This window comes from Oceaniferula flava (assembly GCF_016811075.1).
GTDB classification, from domain to species: Bacteria; Verrucomicrobiota; Verrucomicrobiia; order Verrucomicrobiales; family Akkermansiaceae; genus Oceaniferula; species Oceaniferula flava.
Genome location: NZ_JAFBGL010000004.1, coordinates 180,563 through 207,351 on the forward strand (window position 1 = coordinate 180,563; position 26,789 = coordinate 207,351).

Sequence of the window (26,789 nt, forward strand, 5' to 3'; positions counted from 1 at the left end):
CTGGCTCATGGAATACCTATCTCGTTCTACCATCCTGCCATTGGCGCTGTCTGCCACTGCCATCCTTTCACAATGCGGCCCGTCGCAATTAAAAAGCGGTCCCGCTACCCCTGAAATCGCCAGCCAGCACGTCACCAAGCTGCGCACCTACGATAGCCCGGGGAGATCCTCGGAAATCATTTCGTATGCCAAGCACCACGGCCTGCTCCTCGCCACCAACTCCGTGGCAGAGGAAATCCAGGTCATGCGCCTACCCAACCCTGGAGCGGCCAACCCACAACCCTTGGACATGGATGCCTCCAGTCCCGGCATCCAGGGCATCCAACTCGGTGGCGAGCCCACCAGCGTCTCCGCCCACCCCACTCAGCCTTACGCGCTGTCAGCCGTCAATGGCGAGCAAGGGCGCCTGGTTGTCATCGATCTCAACGCCGCAGCCCGCGGCCAGCAGAAGGTGGTGATTGATCAAAAAATCGGCATCCAGCTCGATAGCATCGGCGTGGCACCGAACGGACGCTGGGTCGTGGTCGCCGATGAGGCCGAGGGCGATGGCAGCACTCCGGGTAACATCCTGGTGGCCCCCATCTCTGGAAACCTAGGCAATGGCAAGTCACTGGCATTCCGCAAGGTGCCAGGATTGGCCGCAGCACTGGGTCGGCCCGCAGGTCGCGTCGAACCTGAGTTCATCGCCATCGATCCTACATCACGGTTCGCAGCGGTGAGCTGCCAGGAGGACAATGCCATCGCACTGGTTCGACTCAGCAACTCGCCATCGCTCGGCGGCGTCATTCGTCTGCCACGAAATGCCCAACCGGATGGAGTTCATCTGATTTCCCACGGTAGCCAGACCATCCTCGCCATTGCGGAAGAGGGCACCGACAGCGCTTCCTTTTACCAAGTCAGTGCTAACAACCTCAGCCAGCCAAAGTTGTTAGCCCGGGTCAACATCCGCAGTCTTGGCGGCATGGGCACACGCAGTGATCCGGAAGGCGTCGCCCTGTTCCGTCAGGGAGGTCACCTCTACTGCGCCATCGGCATCGAGCGCGCCAACCGCGTGGTCATCATGAACCTCGACCAGCCAACAGCTCCCGTAAAAGAGGCCATCGTCTCCGTGGGAAGCCGTCCTGAAGATGTCATCGCCATCCGCACTGGCAGCACCACCACCGTGCTATCCGCCGATGAAGGTAAACCAGGCCGTGGCGAAATCAGCTTTATCCGCGTGCAATAAATACGATTCACATTTCTGACCATTGTGTCACACAATAAAGAACGATCAATGATCGTCGGCGCTGCTATACCCCCTCCGCGTCGGACAACCACACAACAACCGGAAGTCCACCACACCCTACAAACTACAATCAGACAAAAACTATGATTAAGAACAATCAAATCGCATCAGCACTTCTCGGTGCCACTGCTCTTACCGGCACAGCCATCGCTGGCGAAGTTATGGCTCCCCCTGCAGCACCTGCTCCTAACAACGGCAGCTGGTGTGATGGTTTCTCCACCGTCGGCAAGTTCTACGAAGACAAAAATGCTCCGTTCATCCAGAGCCTGAAATTCTTCGGTCGTGTCCAACTTCAAGGCGCTTACATCAACGGTGACGACGTCGATGGTGAAAGTTTCAGCGACACTCTGGACGAAGTGCGTCGTCTCCGCTTCGGCGCCGAGATGAAGTTCCTCAACGGCTTCAAGCTGAAAGGTAACGTCAACCTCATCGACGACGGTGTGCGTGATGGTGAAGGACGCGAGTATTCCTACCAAGACTGGGATCAGCTCAAGCTTTCCTACACCCTCAAGGACTTCGCTGGTTTCGATGAAGTGAGCCTCACTTACGGTCGTCACAAAGTGAAGGTCGGTCACGAGTCCCACACATCTTCCAAGAAGATCAAAACAGTGGAACGTTCCGCACTTTCCAACAAGATCTACGACGGTCGTTACACCGGTATCTCCGTGGATGCTGAGCGCGGCATCTGGGCAGGAACCATCGGTTACTTCAGCCTCGACGAGAGCGACGCCCTCGGCAGCCTGGACAACCACGGCTCCGCTTGGTACTTGAGCTCCTCCTTCGATCTGGGTGGCAGCAACCTGCTTTTCGACTTCTTCTACAACAACGACGCCGATGATTCTGGCGACGATGAAATTGGTGTGGGTTACGAGTGGGTGGCATCCGCAGCCTACGAAACTCAGCTCGCCAACTGGAACCTGATGGTCAACGTGGCCTACGGTGACAACGGCAGCAGCGACTATGTAAAAGAAGAGCGCTCCGGCAAGTTCTGGGGTGTGGTCGTCATGCCTTCCACCTACCTCATCGAAGACAAGCTCGAGTTTGTCGCTCGTTACTCCTACATGGGATCTGACGAAGAAGAAGGTGTGCGCACCAACAGCCGCTACTTCCGCGCCGACGTGCTTGATCACGATGTCGACGGTGGTCGTGGTGATTCCCACCACAGCATCTACGCTGGCCTGAACTGGTATCTCTGCGGACACAACTCCAAGATCATGGTCGGTGCTGAGTATGAAACACTCGACGCCCCTGAAGGTGATGCAGATGCCACCACACTGTGGGCTGCTTACCGCATGTATTTCTAATCATTGAGGGGTTCATCCCCTTTCTGGTTTATCTGGTAAACTAAGGGAGGTGCGGTCGTGAGACCGCACCTCTTTTTTTGTCCTTTCGAGCATCTGGCGGATCTGCTATTTCCCCAAACACCTTGCGGGCATTTTTCCCTGCAAACCAACCAGATAAAACCATGAAAAAAGTAACCAATGTTGCGTCACGCGCTGCCCTCGCAGGCTCCGCCGTCGCCCTTGCTATCTCTACGGCCAGCGCCGGAGAACCCGCCTTGCCCCCCGTCACTCCACCCGCCAGCAACGGCGATTTTTGCAGCTGGCTGACTTCCAAGCCGGGCACTATTTACAAGAACAGCGACAACCCCATCATCCAAGAAGTGGGTATTTTTGGTCGGATGCAGTATCAACAAGCTTGGATCGACGGCGATGCCGGTGGTCAGGATTTCTGGTACGACAGTGAAGGCGAATTCCGTCGCCTCCGCCTCGGCGCCCGCGTCAAGTTCCTGGAGTACTTCCACCTCTGGGCCAATGCGGACATGGAGCAGGACACCCGCCCGTCCGGTGGTGATCTCGACATCGAATACGCCGACATTTACGAAGCCCAACTGCTGTTCAACGCGCAAAAGGCCTTCGGCATGAGCGGCTTTGACAAGTTCGAACTCGGTGTCGGTAAAGCCGAAATCAAGCTCAGCGATGAGGTCGCCACTTCTTCGAAGAAGATCAAGACCATCGAACGCTCCGCCATCGCCAACAAAGTCTTCCCTCAGCCCAACCTCACCGGCGCCTGGATGAATGCGGAAGCTGGAAAATTCAGCTACTACTTCGGTGTCTTCAGCACCGAGTCCAGCACCGAGATTGCCGACTGGGACGTCGGCACGCTGTACCACGGTCGTCTGGGTTATGACCTCACCGAGAGCACTCCTTTCGAGAGCGCCGAAGCGATCCTCGCCCTGGCCTATGTCGATCACGACAGCAACAATGCCGACGACGATCTGGTCAGCTTCGATTGGGTGGCCTCCGCCATTTTCAGAGCCGAACAAGGCCGGGGAGCATTCAACGCTAACCTCATCTTCGGTGAAAACCGCGACATGGGCAACAGCGCCCGCGACGGAAACTTCTGGGGTGCCGTGCTGATGCCGTCTTACTGGATTGTGGACGATCGCGTGGAAGCCGTGTTCCGCTACCAGTATCAGCATGCCAGCAAATCCGAAGGCATCCGCCTGAACAGCCGCTATGTGCGCAACGCCGGTGACGCCCGCCAGGAAGACATCGCCTCCCTGCGCAACGGTCGTGGCGACGAGCACCACAGCCTCTACCTCGGCCTGAACTACTACTTCTGCGGCCACAACTCCAAGCTCATGGCGGGCGTGGAGTGGGAGGACCTCGATTCCGATGGTGAAGACATCTACGAAGGCTTCACTTACGGCCTGGCCTACCGGATGTTCTTCTAATCGCTCATCCTCGCCTTGATCTCCGCCACCGCCCACGCGGCGTGTTCCGAGATCAGGGCATCTTCATCACCTGCCGAGCGCTCTAACGCCGGCAGGTCTTTTTGTGTCCCGACGTTGCCCAGAGCGACACAGACATTGCGGAGAAATCGGCTCCGTTTGATCCGCTTGATCGGCGATTTGGCGAACAGGGAGCGGAAGGCGTCGTCGTCGAGCTCGAGGAAATCACGGAGCTGCTTTTGAAAGACCGACTGCCGAGCGTGGAATTTCGTCTCCCGGCTCACCTTGGCAAAGCGGTTCCACGGGCAGACATCGAGACAGGTGTCACAGCCGTAAATCCGATCCCCGATTTGCTTCCTGAACTCCAGGGGGATCGACCCGTGATACTCGATAGTGAGGTAGGAAATGCAGCGGCGAGCATCCACCCGATGGGGCTCGGTGATGGCATTGGTTGGGCAGCCGTCGATGCAACGCGTGCACTTGCCACAGTGATCGCCGAAGGCTTGGTCCGGCGGCAGGTCGAGGGTGGTGATCAGCTCGGCGAGGAAAAACCAGGTGCCCATCTCCTTGTGGATTTGCACGCAGGACTTGCCACTCCAGCCGAGGCCCGAGTCGGTAGCGAAGTCGCGCTCTAACACAGGGCCGGTGTCGGTGTAAAAACGCTGCACGCCGCCCATTTCCTCCAGCGCGTGGTTCAGATCCCTCAGCTTGGCATCAATGATGTCGTGGTAGTCCTCATTCCAGGCATATCGCGCAATGCGGTAATCGACGTCCGGGTTCTCCTCCCCGGGGAAATAGTTCAGCGCCAGACTGATCACCGAGCAGGCACCCGGCACCACTTCCGTGGGATTGACGCGACGCTGGATGTTTTTTTCCATCCAGCCCATCTCGCCGGCACAGCCGTCTGCCACCCACTGCTTGTAGGCCTCGGCGTGGGTTGCCTCGCGCGCGCGGGACACCCGACAATCGTCAAAACCCAACTCCCGCGCGATGCGTGATAGATTCGTTTTGGCGATCTGCGGATCCAGACTCATAACTCGGCGCTTTTCTTCGCGGGTGCCTTCCTGCCCCAAGCGAGCACAATCATCCACAGGGTAACGAACAGAAGCCCCCCGGTTTCGTTGCCGGATGGGTTGTCTGGGTTGTAGAGAATCTTGTGGCTCCAGTCGACCCCCTGCACCCGAATCACAGCGGCGGAAACGGCGGCGACCGCCATGGCGATGTAGACAATCACCGGCAGGCGGCGGAAGAAGCTCGCTAGGGAAATCAATGCACAGACGGCATAAGCAGCCACCCAGAGATACCACTTCTCAGTGTGATACTGGTCCAGATCATTCAACTGCCAGTAGGTGAACAGGGCGAACACAACGGTCATGAGGAGACACACATAGCGCATGAAACAAGGATGCACGCTGGCGCGAAAATGTCCAGTGACGGGGTGCCTGACAGACGTGATTCTCGAGCTGGCCACCGCGACTTTCACCGACAACAGGTCGGTAATCTGGCTATTTTTCGCCCCCTTCTACGTGTTTTCACACTTTGCTTTTCTCGAAGCATGCAGGAGGATGCTCGAGCATGTTTGAAACCGACCAGCCTCTCACCATTGCCACCTGTGGCTGTGGATCGCGCGCTCGCACCTACTCCAGTATCGCTACGACATTGGGCAATCGCTACTCCGTGGTGGCTGGGGCTGACCCCATCCCCGAGCGCCGGGAGGCGATGCGCAACATTTCCAACAACCCGGATTTCCGAAGCTTCAACAGCGCCGACGAGCTGCTTGCGGAAGACCGACTGTCCGACGTGATCATCATCGCCACCCAGGACGGATACCACTTCGAACCGGCGAAGAAAGCGCTGGAAAAAGGATACCACCTGCTGCTGGAAAAACCAGCTGCCCAGACGCTGGATCAGACCCTTGAGCTGGCGCGACTCGCTAAGAAATACGATCGTAAGATCCTGCTTTGCTTCGTGCTGCGCTACACTCCTTTCTATTCCAAAGTTCACGAGGTCATCAGCTCAGGAGAGCTCGGTGAAATCATCTCCATCCATGCCAATGAGGGCGTGGAAGCCTGGCACCAGACCCACTCATTTGTCCGCGGTCATTGGGGGAAAACCAGTGAGTGCACACCGATGATCATCGCCAAGTGTAGCCACGATACAGATTACCTCGCCTGGCTGATGGGCAGTCGTTGCAAGGCCGTCAGCTCATTCGGCAGACTCTCACATTTCACCGCCGAGAACGCACCCGCCGGTGCGATCGACCGATGTGTCTCCGGTTGCCCGCATGCCGCCCCCCAAGGAGGCAACTGCATGTATGACGCCCACCACTACATCGGCAAACACAAGCGCTGGTTAGACATGGTCTACCCCCACCCTACGGAACGCAGTGACGAAGAGGTGTTAGAATGGTTGAAGACCTCCCAATGGGGACGCTGCGCATGGCGCTGCGACAACGATGCCGTGGACCACCAGGTGGTCAATATGGACTTTGAAAATGGTGCCACCGCCAGCCTGACCATGACGGCTTTTGATCTGGGAAGATCCATCGAAGTCTTCGGAACCAAAGGCGTCCTGCGTGGCGGACACTCGATGAAAGAGGCCACCGACGTCGATATCACCGTGCGCAATCACGCCACCGGAGTCACTGAGAACATCGTGTTGGAAAACGACATCGCCGATGGTTACAAGGGCCACGGAGGTGGCGACTACGGACTGGTGAATGCCATGGACACGATCTTCCGCGGCAGCGGTCCGGACAGCACACTGATCGAGAACTCCATCGAAGGCGTCCTGATCGGGTTTGCCGCCGAAGAATCGCGCGTGAACGGTGGCCAACTGATCCCCATTACCCACCGGGTGGAAGCTCCCAACCCAGAGCCAGAACCAGAACCGACACTCGTCTGATCCATCGCTCCAAAGCCGGAGCACGCCGCAATGATCAGGCAGCTAGCCCTTCCGCTTGCTGCCCGGCTTGGTGCGGTGCTCGCCAAAGTATTTTTCACTGCGGTAGCGCAGCCACACCCTGAGCGTCTGCGGCACCTGCTCGCGCTGCTCCTTGGTCAAGATTTCGTAGAGCGCCATCGCCTTCTCGCGCTCGCCCCGGCAGGCGCGGTTGTTGTGAGCATCCCAGTAGCTACGTGCGGCGCGGATGCGGCGGTTCACCTCCTTGATCAGCGCCTTGCCGACCAGGGGTTTGTTTTTGTTTTTCTTAGCCGGCATCACGTTCCGCGTTTCTGGCCAGCGTCTTGGCGACCAATGATTTCAAACTCAGACCCTGCACCGAAATGGAGAAAATCACAATCACATAGGTGGCCAGCAAAATCACATCACGGATCTCCCCCTGACTCGTGGGAATCGCCAGAGCCAATGCCACAGAGATCCCACCGCGTAATCCACCCCAGGTCAGGATTTTTGCCGAGCCTGTGGTAAAGGTGCGCCACGGCCTGAGCAGGGTGATGGGAATAGACACCGCCACGTAACGCGCCAGCAGGGTCACCGGAATCAACACCAGCCCCGCAATCAACACAGGCGTTGAGAAATCGAGAACGAAGATTTCCAAACCAATCAGCAGGAATAACAAAGCATTGAGAATTTCATCAATGAGCTCCCAGAAGGTGTCGATTTGCAGCCGTGTCTTCTCGCTCATCGCATCCTCGCGGCCATGGTTGCCAATCATCAGACCCGCCACCACCATCGCCAGCGGACCGCTAATATGAAGAGACATGGCCAAGCGGTAGCCAGCGGTCACCAGAGCCAGCGTCAGCAAAACTTCCACGTGGTAATGATCGATCGATTTCAATAACCGGTAACAGCCATAGCCCAGCACTCCACCCAGCAACAAACCACCCCCGGCCTCCTTGAGAAATAGCATCGCGATGTCCCCCGGCTCATGTCCATGACCAGCATCCGGACCGAATCCGGCAATTCCTAACAACGCGATATAAACCACCACACCGACCCCATCATTGAATAACGACTCGCCAGTAATCTTGGTTTCCAGCGACTTCGGTGCGCCTGCCGTTTTCAAAATCCCCAACACCGCCACAGGATCGGTGGGTGAGATCAGTGCACCAAATACCAGACACCAAATCCACGGGATCCCGAGCCCAAACGCCTGGAACAGGAAATACGACACCGCCCCGATCAGAAAGGTGGAAACAACCACCCCCAAACTCGCCATGATACTAACAATGCGTGCCTGCTTCTTTAGCTCATTCAGATTCACATGCAGCGCCCCGGCAAAGAGCAGGTAACTCAGCATGCCATTCATCAATGCCTTGTTAAAATCGATGCGTGTCACGAACTCATCCACCGCCTCGGTGAGATCCGGCGAAAATTGGCCGATGCCGATGAAGATCAAACTCATCGCCAGACCAATCAACATGATGCCAATGGTGGTCGGAAGCTTGATCCAGCGGTAGTTCACATAGGAAAATAGCGCAGCCAGACTGAGTAGGATGGCGGTGATGTCGAGAAACTCCATAGCTAGGGCCGCATCATGCCGTGGATGCCTCCAGCGGCAAGTCAGGAATCCACCCAGCCCCATTCGCCTGCATGACCCGGATCGCCAATCGTCAACAAGGGACAAAACGCCAAGCAACTATGAAATTACTCCACACCCTCGCCATCCTCAGCCTCACCCTGATCACCGCCTCCGCAAACATTCACGACGACATCCGCCAGCTCAGCCGCGAGAAGTTCAAGCTTACACTGCAAACCGGCAAAATCTTCAGCAAACATCAACTCCACGAAAATGCAGAATATGAAAAACTGCAAAGCGCCTCCCTCGCTGCATCTCGCGAATACAACCAAACCCGACGCGCCCACCCGACACTGAAGCCGCTCTATGCCAAAAGCGATGCCACCCAGAAAAAGATGATCCAAGCGAGAATGAATAAGGACAGGGAGGCCTCGAGCGCCGCCACCCGGGAGTTCACCCAGATTCGCATGGAAATCGAGAAAACCGCCGCTTCCATCCCCGAACTCAAGGCGGCCCAGCAAAAGGCCATCGACGCCAATACCGCCGCCGAGGCAAAGAAACTTGAACTGTTGCAAACCGTGCCGGAAGGCAAGGCCCACGCTGAGAAAATTGAGGCACTGGATGCCAAAATCACCGAGCTTCGCAAGCAGATGAAGTTGACCAAACCTTAGTCGGGAAACATCTCTAACTGCGGGTCGTCTTTTTCATCCACAAGCCGCACACCGATGCCGAACAGGCGCACCGACTTGCCGTGGCCGCGCGACCAGGCTTCATCTAACAACAATCGAAACACCTCGGCATTGAGCTGCCCCTGGGCACTCTCCGCCGTAGTTCTGGTGAAGTCGGAAAACTTTAGTTTCACCACCAGTGAGCGCACTTTGCGATCGCGGTATTTCCCCAGCAACAGCTCCTGGATCTCCTCCTGCATCTGCTGCAGCATCGGCAACAAGTCGGCAGGATGAGTCACATCCTCGGTGAAGGTGTTCTCCTTGCTAATCGATTTCCGACTGCGGTGCGCCTTCACCTCGCGCTCGTCATGCCCCCGGCTGAGTTCATGGAGCTCCAGCCCCCACTTGCCAAAGCGGCGCGACATCTCGAACTTATCGAAGCGCTGTAGGTCACCGCAGGTTTTGACACCCAGTCGGGTCAGTTTTTCCTGCATCCGCTTTCCCACCCCCCAAAGTTTCGAAACAGGAAGCTCACACATGAAGTCGGCGATCTGCTCCTGCTTCACCTCAAACTGACCGTTCGGTTTGTTCCAGTCGCTGGCAATCTTCGCCAGCATTTTGTTCGGCGCGATCCCCGCGGATGCCGTCAGCCGGGTCTCTTCAAAAATCTGCGCACGGATCTCTCGCGCGATGGCCGAGGGCGTCGACTGCCAATGGCTAACATCAAGATAAGCCTCGTCCAAAGAAAGCGGTTCGATCAGCTCGGTGAACCGACCAAAAATCGCTCGGATCTTCGCCGACTCCGCCCGGTAGAGGTCGAACCTCACCGGCAGCATGATCAGCTGCGGGCAGGCCTGCACCGCCTTGAAGCCCGGCATCGCCGAGCGCACTCCATATTTCCTCGCCTCATAATTCGCCGCACAAATCACCCCGCGCCGACTACTGCCGCCGACCGCCACCGGCTTGCCACGCAAATCCGGATTCTCACGCTCCTCCACGGCAGCGTAAAAACAGTCCATATCAATGTGGATCAACTTCTTCATCACGGCGGAATCCCCTTCCGGCAAAAGACTCTCCCACAGGAGAAAAAGGGCAAAGAAAATCGTGCGCTCTTGCCTAACGCGCCTCCACAGCCACGGAACAAGGATGTTACGCCAGCCCCAGCCCCCTCATCTCAGAACATGATCCCAGCTCAGCCTAACGGCTCTTTTCTCAGTTCCCGCATGGAGTAAAGGCGGGGGTTCTTATTCTGCCAGCCGACACCACGCAGGCTCCTCGCTCCACTTTTTCGTTTCTCTCCGAAACGGTCGCGTGCGCCCTGAAAAACGCCTTCCACGAAGGCCTTGCTCCCGAAAACCATGCCGTCGCTGAAATAACGCACCCGGCAGCGCATGGATTCGCCCAATGTTAGTTTGCCTCCGCGACCTAACACCTTCTCGACTTCCTCGCGGCGAAAACCTTTCCTAACGCGTCGGGGTTTCCTCTGTTCCGGCATCTCTCCGCTGTGAAGCTCCTCGGCAAAGGCTTCCTCGCCATCGGCAAAAAGCATCATCCGGTAGCGCTCCGCCACGCCGTCATCCCATGGCAGACACACCTGTTCGGCATTGCCGTCAGCATCACGTTGCTGGTCAAAGGCATCCGCGCCAGCCAGCACTCGGCAAATTCCTTGGCGTGCCCGTTGGCCTCCCATCGGCTGCATCGCCTTGCCATAGGAACACCACTTGTAATCCTCCGGCCGCTCCACCATGCCTGCACGGATCGGGTTCAGATCGATGTAAGCCGCCATCACACGCGCCGCATACCCGTCCTGCACCAGCACACTCTTGAAGCGACCTTCCCACAAAGTCCCGCGCCGACCATGCGCTCCGTTATACCACTGGGTAAACCGTTGCTTCAGCCCTTTCATGAACTCAGAAAGGTCGTGCATGCGACAGGTGTATTTCGCCTTGAATGCCTCCGCCGCCGCGTCAGCCCCCTGGCTGCGGAGCCGACCCATCATCTGCTCGATGTGCAGGTAATATGCCCCCGAATACATCCCCTTCATCCGCGCCAAGAAGTCCTCATCGGACATCGCCACAGCAGCCCCCTTCACCTTCGGCGGAACCTCCACCAGCAAGTGGAAATGATTGCTCATGATACAATAGGAAAGCACCTGAACCCCGCAGAACTCCTCATATTCACGCATCATCTGCACAAACATATCCTTCTCGGCCCGTCCGAGAATAAACTGTCGATCCACCACACGCGAAATGCAGTGGTAGAGGCTGGAATCAGTCTCCGCCGTGGGAGAAATGAAACGTGGCTGACGCATGGCAATGACAAGTAATCATGTGAACACATAAAAGTCAATGCCTTTTCCTTACAGAAGGCCTGTCCCTTTATACGTTCTCTATACGGTCTCTGTGATTTCAACGCCGCATCTGACCCCAGGATGACCCCTCTTCAGTTGCTGACCCCTTTCACTTGCCCTCTCCTTTCAAAATTTTTGTAATTCGTAATTTAATATCGGAAGGCAATTTGTGTTCCTCCCTGAAAAAATCTATCATATCGTCACCCATGCTTTCTCTATCTAAATTTGTAGGTTCCCATTCCATTTCTAAATAATCAAATGCAGTTTTACCATCATTGTCGCGCGCTAATGGATTAGCACCACTATCCACTAATAATTCAACGCAATCGACGCTACCATATTGTGATGCCAACATTAACGGTGTGACACCTTGATCCTCTTCAAAATCAAATTTAGCACCATTCATCAACAAAACCTTAAGTGACTTTATTTTATTGTTCATTGCACAAAGATTAACACTTGATGCCTCAAGCCCAAAATCAATATTTGGATCTACCCCCATCAACAAGACATCTGGCAACATCTTGGCAATAGCACCATCATCAAAAGTACTTGAACATATAGCATATAAGGGTGAAATTTTATCATCATATAAAATATTTAAATCCCACCCCAGACTATTAACATACTTCAACATATCTAAATTTGGCTCATTGGCCAACAGAACTATAAGCAAGTCTCGCTGCAACTTACCCTCGCGTAAAAAACGCTTTGCAGCATCAATCTCACCCAAATTGATGAGCTTTATAATCCTCTCCTCATCAACTAAATGCTCTTGTTTATTAGATAGGAAGTCATCATTAGAAATACTTTTGTTATGAACAAATTTATATATAACAGAAAACGATAATCCAATTATCGATGCGGATACCAAAAAAAATAGAAACTTTCTGCATTTTAAACATTTGATCTTCATAAAACTGGTTTTTTTTAAGGCGCTGGCTTTGCAGGAACAAAAAAGCCAGGTGCTACTATTCCTCCAACGTTTTTGAATACAATAGCAGCCCTGTCCCTTAATACAATACATTACAAATCCACAATCCACGGACTCCCCCTCTTTACTGAATTCCCAGCTTATCCTCTATCAGCTTCCAACTCGCTTCTTTCAGTTCATAAGTTTTGCCAGATTGTCTTTTATAATCAGCTAAACCATCTCCGTTATCATCTTCATAAGTAATTTGTCGGCCATTTTGATCCCTAGTGACAATGAGGTTCATTTCATTGATCCCCTTGATGTGCAACTTGACTGGGTAAATGTCAGGGATTCCAGTTTCTCGATTAATTTCCCCACACTGAAAAATATGCAATCCATCAGCATTCTGAGATATTAATAATTGCAACCCTCCATAACCTGCACCCTTCACCATAATTGCCTCCCCTTGACTCAAGGAGTAAACCTTTTTGCCGCCTAATGATTCCGCTGTGTCATGGTCGTGACAGGATGAGGAAACCGAGAAAATGCACAGCAAAAGAATAAATCGTAATTTCTTCATACTACCTCCAATAATCAGCAAAATAACGACAGGCCAGAAAATAACGACAGGCCTGTCCCTTAATAGTCCCATATCGATGTGAATCAACTTCTTCATCACGGCGGAATCCCCCCTTCCGACAAAAGACTCTCCCACAGGAGAAAAAGGGCAAAGAAAATCGTGTATGTAATGGAGGGTGGACAAGCACAATCCAATTTCATCCCAATGGAAGAGTAGGAATGCACTGCAGTATAGCGCGAGTGGATTCCGGTTCATCAACTCTTGCAGTCGGTCTTGAGAGGCTCGCGCCCAAGATCAACTCTCTACCGAGTATTCGGCCTGATGGACGGAGGACCATCTAATTTCATTCCCGTTGCAGCCCATGGACAGGAATGTCCATGCTCCTTAGTGGCGGAGCTTTCGGAGCTTCAGCTTTTGAACTAGCCATTGAACGCCTTTGTTTTGTTTCAATCTGTATACTAGGCCGGAACGGCTGGATGGATCTGCATACCACTTCCACGAACGGCTTGAGTGCGTGTCCGCTTCCTTTTTTTGGGCAAATTGATAGAACTCGTTGATCTCCTTGTGGTCGAAGGATTGGTTTTGAAACCAGCGCGGAACGAAGACATTGCATAACACATCGACATCGTTGAGCACCTTGGACAAGCCAGTTCCGGTGGTCGGGCTCACACTTTGATAGGCGTCACCGATGGCGACCACGCCATTGAGTTCGGGCGTTCGCATTTGGTAGAAATAAGTGGCAAACATCTCCACTTTGCTGATGAGCTGAAACGGATCTGTTAGTTTTTCCAAATCAGGGAAATACTTCTGCAACGCCGGATAGGTATTGTTTTTCAACTCCTTGACTCTTGGGTCGGAGCTTTTCAACTGCGTGAACACGTTGGCTCTCATCGTCTCGCCTATGCGAAAGATGGTGATGTAATCGATGCCGTTTTTATCCGGTTTGAGAAAGTAGCCGTAGGCATTGGAATCGAATGGCGACTGGTCGGGGCGTTCGATGTCGAAGCCGTAGGATATGGATGCCAGGTCTTTATCTTCTCGATATTGCACACCTCGTTTTTTCAACAATCCACTGCGATAACCTGATGCCACAATCACCAAGGGGGCGTGCAGTGGCTCCGCGTCAGCCAAGTGGATGATTTGCGATTGGGGATGTTCAGGGTCTTCCACGATGGACTCAACCTTGGCGACGCGGTATTCGACCAGCTTCGACACCTCCTGCCTCAACTGGTTGATCGTATCGTGGTAACGGATGCCGTATTGCTCGACATCGTGGTGCTCAGTGATGCGGCCATCGTTGTAGTTCACATTGACCCCCAAGGGATCTGCCAGCGGTCGCCTCTGGGACAGGAGATCAAATTTCGCCAGAAGATCGATTTGATCTTTCTCCAGCTTCTCGGCGCGGAACACCGGGGGGGATTGTTTGAAGCGATCCACCAAGATCACCTGCAACCCCTGGGCGGCGAGCAATTTGGCTGAAATGCATCCAGCCATCCCTGCGCCAATAATCACAACATCTGCCGACTTCATCGTTTATTCACATGCTGTTTCTAGCAGGTTTTCTGAGTGCAATCTGAAGTGATCACACTCTGATAGCCAGCTCAAAGTAGAGCATGTGAATGGGAGGATGGGCTGCGGTGGGCTGCATCAAGCCTAGCAGTGGTCCGGCATAGGTTGCGCTAGGGATCGACTTTTTAGTGGGTATTGGGTCTGTGGAACGGGGGAAGATTGATCGTGATCCCCGTTGCAGCCCATGGACAGGAATGTCCATGCTCCATACTAGCTCTTGGGGATTTCGTTGACGGTGTAGTAGGCCTTGGTGTGGAGGAGTTTGCCTCCGTCTTTGGAAAGCATCGGGGCGAGGTTGAAATCGTGGATGTGTCCTTCGACGATGCCATCGAGGTAGACACGCACGGACATGCCATCGGCGGCTGGCACGGCTTTGGTGACCTTGGGGGTGGTGTGATCCACTTCCGGGCTACCATATCCCTCGGCGTAGATGTGGGTGTAGGTTTTCACCGTGTAACTTTCCGGTTTCGCCGCCACGTCGGGATCGACGGGTTTGGTGAAGTTGATCAGGAAGCCATCTTTCTTGATGTTGATTTCCTTGATCTCGAAGGGAGTGATGCCGCTCCAGTCGATGCGCTGCAGCGCGAAGGGCTCGGCGCCGCGCACCGGCCACTGGCGGTTGGTGGTGAATCCGCCTGCCACGAGCTGGCCTTTCGGAGTGAACTCGACGTTCATGATGCCGGTGTCCAGTCCCTCGCGGAATGGATAACAAGCACCTTGCCAGACGCCGTTGATCTCCTCGGTGGTGGCGCGGAGGATGACACTCAGGGTGTAGTCGCCGAGGAAAAATTGATTCTCGAAAGGGCCGAATTTTCCACCGGTGGTATCGAGACGGAAGCCTGAGATCGAGCGGCCCATTTTAATATAAGGGAAGCGCACGACGGGGGGAACCAGCTCTTTGACGCGCTTCTTCTCGATCTGCATGCGCGATGGAGAGTTCGGTGTCACGGAGGGTTCGTCCATCCCAGGGACAAACTGATACCAGTTATAACTCGCCGGGTGACCGAGGAAAGCTCCCTCCTTGAGGTGCTTCAGCGAGCACGCACCGTTCCACGGTCCCTGGCTCTCGATGGTGAACATCACGCCCTCTTTGTTAGGGGCAACCCCAGCCGGACTACGCAAGCCACTGCAAACGGGGATCATTTTCCCCTCCGGAGTGACTTTCACCGCCCAGCCGCGGAAGATGTTGTTCGAGTGGTAGGAGGCGCTCAGTCCGAGGGCGACCCAGATGTTGCCGTCCGGGTCATGCTTCGAACCAAAGGCAAACTCGTGGCCTTCGGCGTAGCCCCAATTGTTTGTGAGGGTGTCGTATTGATCCGCCACGCCGTCGCCATCGGTGTCGGTGATTTTGGTCACCTCGCCGAACTGGGTGGCAGTCATCGAGCCGTCTTTCCACGACAGGCCGAAGATCTCATCCTGGCCGGTGGCGAAGAGTTTATACTTCGGTGCCGGTGGGGAATCGAACGCGCCATCGACGAAATAGATATCGCCACGGCGGGTGCCGACCGCCAGTCGGCCATCGGGCAAAACCTCGAAGCTGCCGGCACGCATTGGCATGCCGTTGGGCACGGGGATGGTGACGATGGGATAATACTTCGCTTCCTCATTGGCGGTCCCCCACATGCCGCCGAGGTCTTCGGCGGGAGCAAGTGCGGGAAGAGAAACGGCGAGGAGGCCGAGCAGTGATTTGATGTTTACCATTGGTATTCGATTGTTAGAGTGCTGCGCCCTTTGGGCAGAGTGACGGGGATCAGCAGCTCGCCATTGTCGCCGCTGCGGACGATGGCCTTGTGGTCATCGTCGAATTTGACCGTGAGCTTATCCACACGGTATTGGTGATCCGAGATCTTGCTGATATTCTTCCCACCTGCGGCGCGGAAGTAGAACTTCTCCTGAGCTTCGGGAGTGTCGAAGGTGAAAGTGCGCTTGAACTTGGTGGCCACACCACCTTCTAACACCTCTTCGAAAAAGTCCTCGATCATGATGTCGCCGTAGCTGTATCTGAAGGTCGGGCGGCGTTGTTTGTCCAGGCGGTATCCGCGGAACTGGTAGCCGATGTCGTGCGGGAAGAGGTAGTCCTTTTTCCCCTTATACGGCCAGTGATCGTCCATCGATTTCAGGCGATGGAATGGAACGCCGGGAGGAAACTCGATACGGTGATCGCCGTGGGCCTTGAACGACCCGTGCTTGATGGTGACGAAGCTATTTTTCCAAAGCAGGCGCAGCGCCATTTCCTCGGAGTCGAAGGCGAGGTTGAGTCGGCCCGGATAGCCGACGCCGATTCCACGGAAGCCGGCGGTGCCGCGACCGCGAGCGATCTCCGGCTTGTCGAAGACGCGGAGCTCATCGAGCTGCACCATCAGGCCGGCGGGTTTCTTGGCGCGGGTGCCATCGGAGAGGTAGCTCCACAGAGCCTCGATCTGCGCTTCGCGGTCGCCCTCCAGCACGTCGGGACGGGTCGATTGTCCACCGGGCCAGAAGTTCGGCATGATGCCGGTGGTGTGGAAGCGTGACGGGTTCTGCATGAACAGGTGGAACCAGTTCTTCTGAATCTTATCGGTGAGGTTCACCAGATCGAGGGCGCCGGCACCGGCGGCGTGGTGGCCGTTGAAATCGTGACAGGCGATGCAGCTGAAGCCTTTGTTACCGATCATCTCGTAGCCGGCATTCTTGGACTCCCGGATATCGCCAATCTCTGGCAACTTCACCTCCTCGAGCTTATCAACTTTACCGAAGAGCTCGACCAGGTGACCGACATTTTTCTCCCCATACTGCGGCATGCGGGTGTTCATGTAAAAGCGCTGACGGTTGCCCTTGAGCATGACTTCGGTGAGCCAATCGGGTGTCAGTTTCGCACCCACACTGGTGAGCGCTGGTGGCAGCCGTCCTTGGTCGCCCAGCTCTGGGTGTGATCCGGTGAAGAGAGAATTCCGCTCGGTAGCAACATCACCCACACCATCGCGCTCGTGGCAGGCGATGCAGTTGAAGGTGGTCAAGGTCTTGGCAATTTTCTCCTTATCGTTGAGCTCCTGCTTCTCGACCTTCGGCAATGCCTGCTTGATCAGCTCGCGCTGCTCGGAGTTCAGCGCGTAGTGCGCCCACTTGCCGTGGGCCTCGGTGAGGCAGCCAGCGCTTGGGTTGAGATCGGCAAACGACTGGGCCATCTTCGATTTCGCATCGAGATCGTTGTGGCAGCTGGCACAGCCTAACATGCTGAATTGCTCGCGGCCTTTCTCTGCCAATGCGGCATCCACCTTGAGTGGCGTGAACTTGGGGATCGGCTTGTTAGAGACGGAAAGCATGGAGCTCGGGATCGCTCCCCGCTTGATCCCGGGGCCTTCCATCTCGAAGGAAAATTTCGGTTTATAACCTGCGTGGAAATACGTCAGCTCCAGCTTGCGCCATCCGGGTTGCAGCTTGATCGAGCCGTTGAAGTTCTTCGGCCGGCGACGTTCGCTGGGTTGTTCCAGCAGCACTTGAACCCCCTCAACACGCAGGGTGGCGCCATTGGCCTCGAGGAAAAAGGTGTATTCCCCGGCCTCCTTGACATCGATCCAAGTTTCGAACTCCACCGCATAGCGGCGCTCTAACTTACCCAAGTGGCCGAGGTCAAAATCGCTGACTTGACCGGCGCGTTTGGCTTTGACCTGCTCGCTGTAGAGACCTTCCCAGACCAGGCCGGTGAAAAGTTTGTAGTTCACGTTGCCGGGCACCTTGGTGTCCTGCAGCAGGTAGTTGGCAATGCTGCGCACCTCCTCGGCGGGCAGCTCCAAGTCCGGCATCCTTCCGGACGGGCGGCTGTGCTGTGGGTTCTTGAGGAAAGCGATCAGGCTATCGGCGCTGTATTTCTGGTCGAGGGCGCCAAGTGGCACGGATTTCCCCGGCATCAACTCCTTGCCGGCGGCATCGCGTGGCGAGTGACAGGCAACGCAACCGCGGGTGTGGAACAGCTGGTTCCCCTGGTTCGCCGCCACGGAATCCGGTGCTTCCGGCTCAAAGGTATTCTTTTTCAGCGACAGCAAATAGTGCGTGATCGCCTTTGCCGTTTCCTTCTTCTCCTTGGCATCCATGTGGCTCAGCAGGTCCGGCATGGTGGTGCCTGGCTTGGTGCCGTGGGGATCGGTGATGAATTTCTCGATGTAAGCAGGATTCACCCGCGAGCCGATGTCTGCCAGACGCGGGGCAGTTTTTGAATCTTTGGCAAACGAGCCATCGCTCTGGTGACACGCGGCGCAGTTCAGCTCCTCGATCAGCACCCGACCTTTCAGTGCGGGTTCGAGTTTGCTGGAAACGAGGCCTGGTAAAATAGGCTCGGCAACGACCGCTGGAGCCACGCAAAGAAGCAGGGCGGCGCCTAAATTGAGCTGTCTGGTAAGTGAATTCACAATGATGAGAAGGTGTGTTTTGGTTTTTAAATTTTAGGTGCCTCCCAGTTGGGAATGCCGGTGGCTTTTTTCTGAGCGTTGTAGCGTTCCAAGAATGGTTTTCCAACATCCAGTGGAGCATCCTCGTTGATCATCAGCGGGCGAACATCGTCCCACCATGCATCAAAGGCCTTTAGCATTTTTTCGGCCACTTCGGGAAATTGCGCGCTGACATCTGTTGTTTCCGCCGGATCTTTCTCGATGTTATAAAGCTCCTTGCCCACCAGTCGCCATTTTTCGTTACGGACGGCAAACTGTTGATATTTCGCCTGATCAGGATCGGTGTTGCCCAATCCCCAGCGTTTCGGTGCACCCGCTTTGTTCCAACGTCCAACGTGGAAGAATAAATTACGATCGGACCACTCGGCTGCAGGATCGTTGATCAGAGGCGTCAGGCTACGACCATCGAGATCCACGCCCGCAGGAATTTCCGCACCGGCGATGGTGGCCAGAGTGGGGAAAAGATCGTAGTGGCGGGTGAGCTTATCCACATCCACGCCGGCTTTGATTTTACCTGGGTAGCGCATGAACAGAGGAACACGTGATCCACCTTCGTGCGGGCTGCCTTTTTTACCCTTCATATTGCACGCGTAGGTGCCTCCGGAGCTACCGTTATCGGTCATGTAAATCAGCAGTGTGTTATCGGCCAGTTTCCACTCGTCGAGCTTGCGCATCAGCAGGCCCATGTTCTCATCGAGGTTCACGATCATGCCGTAAAACTTCGCGGACTTCTCACTGCACTGGCCCTCGAACATGTCCGAGTATTTCTTATCCACGACGAATGGCCCGTGGGGTGCATTAGTCGCGAGGTAGGCAAAAAATGGCTTTTTTTCATCGGCGCACTGCTTGATCCACCCCAGAGTCTGCTGGAAAAATACATCCGTGCAGTAACCCTTGGTTTTGACAAACTTGCCGTTGTGTTTGATCGCTGGGTTGAAGTAGCGATTCCCCGGAGCATCGCTCTGGCTGCCGAAGAAATTCTGCCCGATGCCACCGGCGCCGTGAATGAAAGTTTCATCAAAGCCACGCTGCTCCGGCTGATAGGCATCGTCATCGCCGAGGTGCCACTTGCCAAAAATCCCGGTGGTGTAGCCAGCCGATTTCAGCACTTGGGCGATGGTCGTGGCCTTGAGCGTCATGCGATCGCGCTCCAGAATCGTGTGAGTCACCCCATTCTTGAATGGTGCCCGACCCGACATCAACGCAGCCCGGGTGGGAGCGCAGGTGGGGCTGGCGTGGAAATCCGTGAAACGGGTCGACTGGCCGTAAAGCTTATCGATGTTAGGCGTTCTTAAAAACGGATGCCCGTGGCAGCTCAGATCGCCGTAACCTTGGTCATCCGTCATCACCAAAATGATGTTCGGTTTAGCACCCGACAAATCATCCGCTTGCGCGGTGATAGGTGCAAACAGCAGGGATACAGTCGTAGCTAAGAGGCGGAGCGAATAAGTCATGTTAGTAAAGTTCAATCAATGGTGGCCGATCCACAATTAGTTAGCAGCCACAACCACTGCCGCAGGCGGTGGCGCGGCGGGCGGCGAGTTTCTCCTCGAGCGCGATGGCGGTGGGAGTGATGGAGAGGCCTCCGAGGTTGGTGCAGCGCACTTCACGGGGCATCTGGGTGGCGACGTGTTTGGCGGTATCGATGACTTCATCGAGCGGGATCACCGGATCGTAGCCGGCCAGTGCCATGTTGGCTGCGGCGAGGGCGTTGCTGGCGGCCATGACATTCTTACCGAGGCAGGGCACCTCCACGCGGTTGGCCACCGGATCGCAGATCAGGCCGATCATGCTCTGGAAGGCCATGGAAGCGGCGGCGACGGCTTGGTTGAGCGGTCCACCGGCGAGAGTCACCATGGCAGCGGCAGCCATGCAGGCGGCGGAGCCCCCCTCGGCCTGGCAGCCACCGACTTCGGCAGCGAAGGTCCAGCGGGTCGCGATGAAGGATCCGATAATGCCACTGGCTAACAGCGCCTTGGCCATTTCCTCCTCGTCGGCGCCCATGGACTCACCCATGGCGACCACGGCACCCGGAAGCGCGGCGCAGGCACCGGCGGTGGGTGCGGCGACGATCACGCCCATGGAGCTCTTCACCTCCATCAGGGCGGTGACGTAAAGGATGATGCGGTTCAGGGCGCCGCCGTCCAGCAGCTTACCCTCACGCATCAGCTCATCAAATTTTCCACACTGGTGACCTAACACACGGTCATCGTATTCGGTGCCGGAGATCCCCTCGGAGATCGATTGGCGCACGATGCGGACGATCTTCACCATCTTGGCAATCACCTCTTCTTCGGTGAGTCCGCCGCGTTGCATTTCGTAATCGACGGCCAGGCGCCAGAGCGGGGTGCCTTTTCCGGCATCGTATTCCAGCATCTCCGCGCAGGAAGTGAAGGGCACCGAAGTATCCTTCGCGGACATCACCGGGAGGACTGGGGAGAGATGTTTTACGGAAGTGATACCGGGCAGTGTAGCGATCACCGAGTCATCGATGAAAGCCGCCGCCTTCACCTCGATCATCTGACGCCCATTCGCCTGATGCAGGATGACATCATGAGCATCCACCTGACCATCTAGAGCCGCGATGACCTCCTCAGCGGACTGATCGGTCCAGAGCAGGGTCTCGTGACAATCGCCGAACATGGAAACGGTGAAACCATCGAGATCGATGACCTCCATCATGCCGCCACCGGTGGAGATGGCGCGCAGGGTGTGGGTTTCCTGATCGTTGCGGAATGTCAGACGGTAAGTGTTCGGGTGTGGGTCACCGGCGTCCACAGTTTCGATGCCGACGCGCACGCCGGTATCGAGAAACGACTGCATGGAGCCGGGCAGTCGGGCGTCCTCAGCCTCCCAGCCCATCAAACCGCCAAACAAGCCCATGTCGGAGCCTTGGGTATCGTGGGTATTGGGCAGTGAGCCGTTGCGATCGAACTCCACCAACACGTCGGTGAACACCCCGTCCATCAACTCGCGACCCAGACGACCAATCCGGAGGGCGGCGGCGCAGTGAGAACTCGATGGCCCGCGCATTACCGGGCCGATGACGTCATTGAAAATACTTACGATCATGATTTTGTTGGTTTGGCTGCCCAGATGGTTTTCATCAGCTGATAGATTTCAGGCTCTGCGTCCATCAGCTCGGCGCGGTTGAAGGGATAGAAGTCGTTGGTGCCGAAATAGGCCTCGGTCATTTCTGCGAAGAACTCTTTGTGATTGGTCAGGCCGTAGTGATCGGTGCGTTTTCCGGTGATCACCAGGCAGTTTTTACCATGGCCGCTGGCGACGAATTTTTTGTAGGCGGCGATGATGCGGGGCTCGTCAAAGCCGATCACCTGGTGGTGGTAGGCATGGGAAAGCTCGTGGAGAATGACCCATGGCATATCGACGATGTAGCGATGTTTCAGCATCACCTCTGCCACCGGCACATGCACACAGTGTACCAACGTTTCATCGTAGCCTTTCTTTTTCAACCAATCCGCGCCCGGATGATATTGCATGGCGGAGAGTTCCGAGTGAGCAAGCTCGAGCACGATGGGAACTTGCTGCATGCCGGACAGGTGAGGCTCTGGCATGACCACTTTGATTTCCGACAGGCGCATCTTCAGCTTCGCAAGAATCCGCTCGGTTTTTTCCTTCCGCTCGGGAGCGAGCAACTGGGTATCCACACGGATCGTCCAGCCCTCGATGTTCTGCTCTTTCAGCTCGGCGTGTTTGCCAGCCGGAGATGTTATCGCCTGAGCCAGGGATGCCAGGCCGAGACAGATGGCGCTGATTGCCGTAATACGTGATAAAATGTTCATAGAATCGATGGGAAGTGGCGGATGCCGTGTGACTTGCTGCGAGTTGGCTCTTGTGCGGCCACCATGCATACGGGAGTAGGTTCCAATTTAGTTCATTTGCCAAAATTTTCCATCCTGATCAAAGGGTCATTTTAGGACCCCAAAACCCTCCAGCACCCCCGTAATACCTTGATTCGAGGTGATTTAGAGTCAAAAATTCGCGTTAAAGCAACCGTAGCCATACGTGACAAAAGCGCTTCATTGTCTTAGCTCGACTTTATGTTAACTCAAACTCACCTGACACGCTGGGCTGACGTCTTGGTCCGACACGCCACAGATATCAAACCTGGCGACATTGTCCGCATCACCGCCCAAACCAATGCTGAGCCGCTTCTCGTGGCCGTTTACCGCAAGGTGCTTGAAGCTGGTGGCATGCCGGTGGTGAACTGCCGCCCGGAGGCACTCGGTGAAGCCTTTTTCGAACTGGCCAATGAAGATCAGCTCGACTGGGCCAGCCCATTCGCCCAGCTGGAAACCGAGAAGGTGGACGCCACCATCAACATCGCCGCCAGCACCAACCTGCGCACCATGGATCAGTTCGATCCCGCCATCATCCAGCGCGCCGCCAAGGCGAACCGCGCCAGCCGCGAGCTGTTCTTCCAGCGCGCTGCCGTGGCCGATGATCCGAGCCTCGACTCCGAGCTCAAGCCGCTGCTGTGGTCGACCACCCTTTTCCCCACCAATGCCTACGCCCAAGACGCCGGCATGAGCCTCAGCGCCTACAGTGAATTTGTCATCAAAGCCTGCCAGCTCAACCAAGAGGACCCTGTCGCCTTCTGGCAGCAGCTCGATGAGTGGCAGAGCCTGCTCGCCGAGAAACTGATGCAAGGCAGCGAACTGCACTTCTACACCCCGGCCGGCACCGATCTCACCGTGAACACCGCGGACATGCGCTGGCTTTCCAGCCCGGGCCGCAAGAACTTCCCTGACGGTGAAGTTTACTCCGGACCGAACCTGAACGCCGACAATGGCGGCGCAGACGGCGTGGTATTCTTCGACAAACGCTGCGTCTACCAAGGTCACGCGGTGCGCAACGCTCGCATCGTGATGGAAAACGGCCGCGCCACCGAGGTCACTGCCGAAGAGGGAGAAGACTTCCTGATTTCCATGCTCGACCAGGACGAGGGAGCTCGCCGCATCGGTGAAGTCGCCTTCGGCACCAACCGCGCGATCGACACCCCAACCGGCCAGATCCTCTATGATGAAAAAATGGGGGGCTCGTTCCACCTTGCCTTCGGTGCCGGCTACCCGGAAACCGGCAACGTCAACAAGAGCGCGCTGCACTGGGACCTCATCGCATCGCTCGGCGAAGGCTCGAAAGTCACTCTCGATGGCGAACCGTTCTGCATCGACGGCAAGTTCGTCACCATGCCGCCGGAAGTCACCTGGCTCTAACTCAGCTCTCATCCATCACATCCCATGATCGCACAATTGACCAAAACCACCGCCTGCCTGGCCCTGCTCAGTCTGGCCCCATTCGCCCAAGGCGCCCGGCTCACCGAGCAGCCGGTCCCTGATTTCACCAAGGGAGATCCGATTGGTGAACGGCACGACTGGAACCTCGGACCCACCGGCGCACGCGGCTGGATGTGGGGCTGGAAACTGCAGACCACCAAGGCGCGGCAAATCTATGTCACCCAGGTGGACGCCGGTTCCCCAGCGGACGGGGTTTTGGCTCAAGGTGATGTGATCCTGGGAGTGGGTGGAAAAGACTTCAGCAGCGATGCGCGGATTGCCTTTGGCAATGCCATCACCGCCGCCGAAGCCACCGACGGCAAGCTGCTGCTCAATGTTTGGAAAAAGGGCAAGACCAGCCAAGTCACGCTTCAGCTGCCGGCACTCGGCGCTTATGGTGACGCGCTGCTATCGTCTGAAAAGTCTCAGAAAATCGTCGACGCCGGCTGCAAGCACATGGCCGAGCGTCTCGAGCGTGAGCTGGCCGATATCGATTACTCCAGCTGGGTCTCGAAACGCGGCCCGAGAGGCTACTCCTCCCGTGAGATCATGAACACGGTGGACGCCCTGGCGCTGCTCGCCTCCGGCAAGCCGGAATACGCGGACCTCGTCAAACAATACGCCCATCTGGTTGCTCCCCAGCAGCTCAACCTGCCGCTCTCGCCCACCGTGGGCATGGCGTCTTGGGGCTGGGGATACATCAATCTTTTCCTCTGTGAATACCACCTCGCCACCGCCGATGACTTCGTGCTGCCTGCCATTGAGAAATACAGCACCAGCATTGCCAAGGGGCAGAGCTTCATCGGCTCGTGGGGGCACGCCATGGCATGGCCGGTTTACAACCAAGGAAAAATCCACGGCTCGCTCGGCGGCTACGGGGCACTCAATAGCGCCGGCCTGATCTGCCACATGTCGATGGTGATGGCGGAGAAATGCGGCGTCCAGAACGCTGAGATCAGCCAAGCGATCGAGAAGGCAAACAAGTTCATGGGCTTCTACGCCGGCAAGGGCGCCATCCCATACGGCGACCACTTTCCAGGCTGGGACCGCCACGACGACAACGGCAAGAACTCGATGGCCGCTGTGATTTTCGACCTGCAGAACATGCGCGACAAAGCGCAGTTCTTCGCCCACATGTCCGTGGCCTCCTACGGCGAGCGCGAGCGTGGTCACACTGGCAATTACTTCAGCTACGTCTGGGGTCCGCTCGGCACTCAGCGCGTTGGCACCGAGGCCACCGAGGCCTTCATGAAAAAGCAACTTTGGTTCTACGATATGAACCGCGCCTGGGACGGCAGCTTCCCTTACCAAGGTGGAGCGAACTCCGGCAAAGGTGAGCACTCCTACAAAGGATGGGACGCCACCGGAGCCTTCGTGCTGAGCTACACCCTGCCGCTGAAGAAGCTGCACATCACCGGCAAGTCCATCGATGCCAGCCAGAAACTCACCGGCAGCAAGCTGGCCTCCGTGATCGAAGCGGGTGCCGGTTTCAGCAACTGGGACGAAGGGACTGATTACTTCGTCGAGAAATCTCCCGAGGAACTGATCGCCGCGCTGAAAAGCTGGTCGCCTGCCGTGCGCTTCCGCGCTGCCGCCGCCATTGCCAAGAAAGAAGGTGGCGAAAAACTCATCCCCGAGCTGATCACCATGTTGGAAAGCGACAGCCTGACCACGCGCTACGGTGCATGCCAAGGTCTCGGCGCACTGAACGAGCGTGCTGCCGCCGCGGTGAAGCCCCTGCAATCGCTGCTCTGGGAAAAAGACGCCTGGTTGCGCATTCAGGCCGCCTCCGCGCTGGCCAACATCGGCGAGGCCTCCAAGTCCGCCATCCCCGCCCTGCTCAAGCTGGCAATCACCGAGAGCGATGCGGATCCGCTGCAAATCACCCAACGCTACATCGCCTTCGGCCTGTTTGACGCCCGCGGCGTTTACGGAAAGAAAGGCCTGCTTTCGAAATCGCTCAAGGACATCGATCGCGACCTGCTCTACAAGGCGGTGCAGAAAATCCTCACCAACCCGGACGGCCGCACCCGTGGCACCGTGGGCTCTGTTTACAAGACCCTCAGCTTCGAGGAGCTCAAGCCACTGCTGCCCGCCATTGTCAAAGCCATCGAAGAACCCAGCCCCAGCGGTGTGATGTTCTCGAACGATATCCGCCTGCAGGGTGTCGAGATGCTCGCTCACTACAAAGTGCGCGAAGGCATGGCTCTCTGCTTGCAAATCCTCGAGATCGACAAATGGGGCAAACGCAGACGCATCAGCAAGAGCCTCGATGTGCTCGCCAGCTACGGCGGTGCTGCGAAACCGGTCATCCCACAGCTGCACCAGCTGGAGAAAGACCTGCTCGTGCACCCGGAAGCCAAGGGCCTAACACCTCAGATCGAACAAGTGCGCAAGCTCATCAACGACATCGAAACAGCAAAAACCGCTGTCAAACTTCGCACTCTCGACTAATCTATCACCTAACAACAATCCCCGCCCACTGATCC

Annotated in this window: 21 protein-coding genes; 7 read left to right on the forward strand and 14 right to left on the reverse strand. The window is 56.2% G+C overall.

Annotated features, from left to right (window positions below; translation table 11 throughout):
• Nucleotides 1-7: 7 nt before the first annotated feature.
• The 3 genes from JO972_RS07850 to JO972_RS07860 all read left to right on the forward strand — a co-directional run bounded on the left by JO972_RS07850 (nt 8) and on the right by JO972_RS07860 (nt 4,022).
• Nucleotides 8-1,225 (forward strand): hypothetical protein, encoded by a 1,218-nt coding sequence (locus JO972_RS07850; RefSeq protein ID WP_309489478.1) that lies wholly within the window; start codon nt 8-10, stop codon nt 1,223-1,225.
• 143 nt (nt 1,226-1,368) lie between these two features.
• On the forward strand, nt 1,369-2,589 hold the full coding sequence (locus JO972_RS07855) for a porin (protein WP_309489479.1): 1,221 nt from the start codon (nt 1,369-1,371) through the stop codon (nt 2,587-2,589).
• 161 nt (nt 2,590-2,750) lie between these two features.
• A complete protein-coding gene (locus tag JO972_RS07860) occupies nt 2,751-4,022 on the forward strand; it encodes a porin (RefSeq protein ID WP_309489480.1) in 1,272 nt (423 codons plus the stop codon).
• Here JO972_RS07860 and queG read toward each other — a convergent pair.
• Together queG and JO972_RS07870 are read right to left on the reverse strand one after the other, a co-directional pair.
• Nucleotides 4,019-5,053, reverse strand: a complete 1,035-nt coding sequence (queG, locus tag JO972_RS07865) for a tRNA epoxyqueuosine(34) reductase QueG (RefSeq protein ID WP_309489481.1) — start codon at nt 5,051-5,053, stop codon at nt 4,019-4,021. The genes JO972_RS07860 and queG overlap by 4 nt on opposite strands.
• Entirely contained in the window at nt 5,050-5,394 is a 345-nt protein-coding gene (locus tag JO972_RS07870; protein WP_309489482.1) for a transmembrane 220 family protein, read from the reverse strand. Before JO972_RS07870 ends, queG begins: the two co-directional genes overlap by 4 nt.
• Nucleotides 5,395-5,594: 200 nt before the next feature.
• On the opposite strand from JO972_RS07870, the gene JO972_RS07875 reads away from it, so the two are divergent.
• Nucleotides 5,595-6,923, forward strand: a complete 1,329-nt coding sequence (locus tag JO972_RS07875; protein WP_309489483.1) for a Gfo/Idh/MocA family protein — start codon at nt 5,595-5,597, stop codon at nt 6,921-6,923.
• A gap of 42 nt (nt 6,924-6,965) precedes the next feature.
• Here JO972_RS07875 and JO972_RS07880 read toward each other — a convergent pair whose 3' ends face one another.
• Entirely contained in the window at nt 6,966-7,238 is a 273-nt protein-coding gene (locus JO972_RS07880; protein WP_309489484.1) for a Precorrin-3B methylase, read from the reverse strand.
• Nucleotides 7,228-8,502, reverse strand: coding sequence for a cation:proton antiporter (locus JO972_RS07885; RefSeq protein WP_309489485.1), 1,275 nt, complete (start codon nt 8,500-8,502; stop codon nt 7,228-7,230). Before JO972_RS07885 ends, JO972_RS07880 begins: the two co-directional genes overlap by 11 nt.
• Before the next feature lie 119 nt (nt 8,503-8,621).
• Here JO972_RS07885 and JO972_RS07890 point away from each other — a divergent pair, with 119 nt between their 5' ends.
• Complete coding sequence (locus JO972_RS07890) at nt 8,622-9,170, forward strand: hypothetical protein (RefSeq protein ID WP_309489486.1); 549 nt, start codon at nt 8,622-8,624, stop codon at nt 9,168-9,170.
• Here JO972_RS07890 and dinB read toward each other — a convergent pair.
• From dinB to JO972_RS07940, 10 genes are all read right to left on the reverse strand, one after another.
• A complete protein-coding gene (gene dinB, locus JO972_RS07895) occupies nt 9,167-10,210 on the reverse strand; it encodes a DNA polymerase IV (RefSeq protein WP_309489624.1) in 1,044 nt (347 codons plus the stop codon). The genes JO972_RS07890 and dinB overlap by 4 nt on opposite strands.
• A 149-nt stretch (nt 10,211-10,359) precedes the next feature.
• Complete coding sequence (locus JO972_RS07900; protein ID WP_309489487.1) at nt 10,360-11,478, reverse strand: transposase; 1,119 nt, start codon at nt 11,476-11,478, stop codon at nt 10,360-10,362.
• A 148-nt stretch (nt 11,479-11,626) separates the two neighbouring features.
• Complete coding sequence (locus JO972_RS07905) at nt 11,627-12,433, reverse strand: ankyrin repeat domain-containing protein (RefSeq protein ID WP_309489488.1); 807 nt, start codon at nt 12,431-12,433, stop codon at nt 11,627-11,629.
• 142 nt (nt 12,434-12,575) lie between these two features.
• Nucleotides 12,576-13,109: a hypothetical protein gene (locus tag JO972_RS07910; RefSeq protein ID WP_309489489.1), complete on the reverse strand. Its 534-nt coding sequence runs from the start codon at nt 13,107-13,109 to the stop codon at nt 12,576-12,578.
• Nucleotides 13,110-13,394: 285 nt separating this feature from the next.
• On the reverse strand, nt 13,395-14,540 hold the full coding sequence (locus JO972_RS07915; protein ID WP_309489490.1) for an FAD-dependent oxidoreductase: 1,146 nt from the start codon (nt 14,538-14,540) through the stop codon (nt 13,395-13,397).
• 249 nt (nt 14,541-14,789) lie between these two features.
• Nucleotides 14,790-16,280 (reverse strand): DUF7133 domain-containing protein, encoded by a 1,491-nt coding sequence (locus JO972_RS07920; protein ID WP_309489491.1) that lies wholly within the window; start codon nt 16,278-16,280, stop codon nt 14,790-14,792.
• The gene (locus tag JO972_RS07925; protein WP_309489492.1) at nt 16,274-18,964 is read right to left on the reverse strand and encodes a c-type cytochrome; all 2,691 of its coding nucleotides are present in this window, start codon (nt 18,962-18,964) and stop codon (nt 16,274-16,276) included. The genes JO972_RS07920 and JO972_RS07925 overlap by 7 nt, the downstream gene beginning before the upstream one ends.
• Before the next feature lie 26 nt (nt 18,965-18,990).
• Entirely contained in the window at nt 18,991-20,457 is a 1,467-nt protein-coding gene (locus JO972_RS07930; RefSeq protein WP_309489493.1) for an arylsulfatase, read from the reverse strand.
• A gap of 40 nt (nt 20,458-20,497) precedes the next feature.
• Nucleotides 20,498-22,075: an L-serine ammonia-lyase, iron-sulfur-dependent, subunit alpha gene (locus tag JO972_RS07935; RefSeq protein ID WP_309489494.1), complete on the reverse strand. Its 1,578-nt coding sequence runs from the start codon at nt 22,073-22,075 to the stop codon at nt 20,498-20,500.
• Nucleotides 22,072-22,806, reverse strand: coding sequence for a M90 metallopeptidase family protein (locus tag JO972_RS07940; RefSeq protein WP_309489495.1), 735 nt, complete (start codon nt 22,804-22,806; stop codon nt 22,072-22,074). The genes JO972_RS07935 and JO972_RS07940 overlap by 4 nt, the downstream gene beginning before the upstream one ends.
• 258 nt (nt 22,807-23,064) lie before the next feature.
• Between JO972_RS07940 and JO972_RS07945 the strand changes: the two genes are divergently transcribed.
• Both JO972_RS07945 and JO972_RS07950 read left to right on the forward strand, forming a co-directional pair.
• Nucleotides 23,065-24,240 carry an aminopeptidase gene (locus JO972_RS07945; RefSeq protein ID WP_309489496.1) on the forward strand — a complete coding sequence of 392 codons (1,176 nt, stop codon included), beginning with the start codon at nt 23,065-23,067 and terminating at the stop codon, nt 24,238-24,240.
• 24 nt (nt 24,241-24,264) lie between these two features.
• Nucleotides 24,265-26,754: a DUF6288 domain-containing protein gene (locus JO972_RS07950; protein ID WP_309489497.1), complete on the forward strand. Its 2,490-nt coding sequence runs from the start codon at nt 24,265-24,267 to the stop codon at nt 26,752-26,754.
• The last annotated feature ends 35 nt before the right edge of the window (nt 26,755-26,789 follow it).

Coding starts and splice junctions, on each gene's coding strand:
- JO972_RS07850 (WP_309489478.1), top strand. CDS start 8: ATGGAATACCTATCTCGTTCTACCATCCTGCCATTGGCGCTGTCTGCC.
- JO972_RS07855 (WP_309489479.1), top strand. CDS start 1,369: ATGATTAAGAACAATCAAATCGCATCAGCACTTCTCGGTGCCACTGCT.
- JO972_RS07860 (WP_309489480.1), top strand. CDS start 2,751: ATGAAAAAAGTAACCAATGTTGCGTCACGCGCTGCCCTCGCAGGCTCC.
- queG (WP_309489481.1), bottom strand. CDS start 5,053: ATGAGTCTGGATCCGCAGATCGCCAAAACGAATCTATCACGCATCGCG.
- JO972_RS07870 (WP_309489482.1), bottom strand. CDS start 5,394: ATGACCGTTGTGTTCGCCCTGTTCACCTACTGGCAGTTGAATGATCTG.
- JO972_RS07875 (WP_309489483.1), top strand. CDS start 5,595: ATGTTTGAAACCGACCAGCCTCTCACCATTGCCACCTGTGGCTGTGGA.
- JO972_RS07880 (WP_309489484.1), bottom strand. CDS start 7,238: ATGCCGGCTAAGAAAAACAAAAACAAACCCCTGGTCGGCAAGGCGCTG.
- JO972_RS07885 (WP_309489485.1), bottom strand. CDS start 8,502: ATGGAGTTTCTCGACATCACCGCCATCCTACTCAGTCTGGCTGCGCTA.
- JO972_RS07890 (WP_309489486.1), top strand. CDS start 8,622: ATGAAATTACTCCACACCCTCGCCATCCTCAGCCTCACCCTGATCACC.
- dinB (WP_309489624.1), bottom strand. CDS start 10,210: ATGAAGAAGTTGATCCACATTGATATGGACTGTTTTTACGCTGCCGTG.
- JO972_RS07900 (WP_309489487.1), bottom strand. CDS start 11,478: ATGCGTCAGCCACGTTTCATTTCTCCCACGGCGGAGACTGATTCCAGC.
- JO972_RS07905 (WP_309489488.1), bottom strand. CDS start 12,433: ATGAAGATCAAATGTTTAAAATGCAGAAAGTTTCTATTTTTTTTGGTA.
- JO972_RS07915 (WP_309489490.1), bottom strand. CDS start 14,540: ATGAAGTCGGCAGATGTTGTGATTATTGGCGCAGGGATGGCTGGATGC.
- JO972_RS07920 (WP_309489491.1), bottom strand. CDS start 16,280: ATGGTAAACATCAAATCACTGCTCGGCCTCCTCGCCGTTTCTCTTCCC.
- JO972_RS07930 (WP_309489493.1), bottom strand. CDS start 20,457: ATGACTTATTCGCTCCGCCTCTTAGCTACGACTGTATCCCTGCTGTTT.
- JO972_RS07935 (WP_309489494.1), bottom strand. CDS start 22,075: ATGATCGTAAGTATTTTCAATGACGTCATCGGCCCGGTAATGCGCGGG.
- JO972_RS07940 (WP_309489495.1), bottom strand. CDS start 22,806: ATGAACATTTTATCACGTATTACGGCAATCAGCGCCATCTGTCTCGGC.
- JO972_RS07945 (WP_309489496.1), top strand. CDS start 23,065: ATGTTAACTCAAACTCACCTGACACGCTGGGCTGACGTCTTGGTCCGA.
- JO972_RS07950 (WP_309489497.1), top strand. CDS start 24,265: ATGATCGCACAATTGACCAAAACCACCGCCTGCCTGGCCCTGCTCAGT.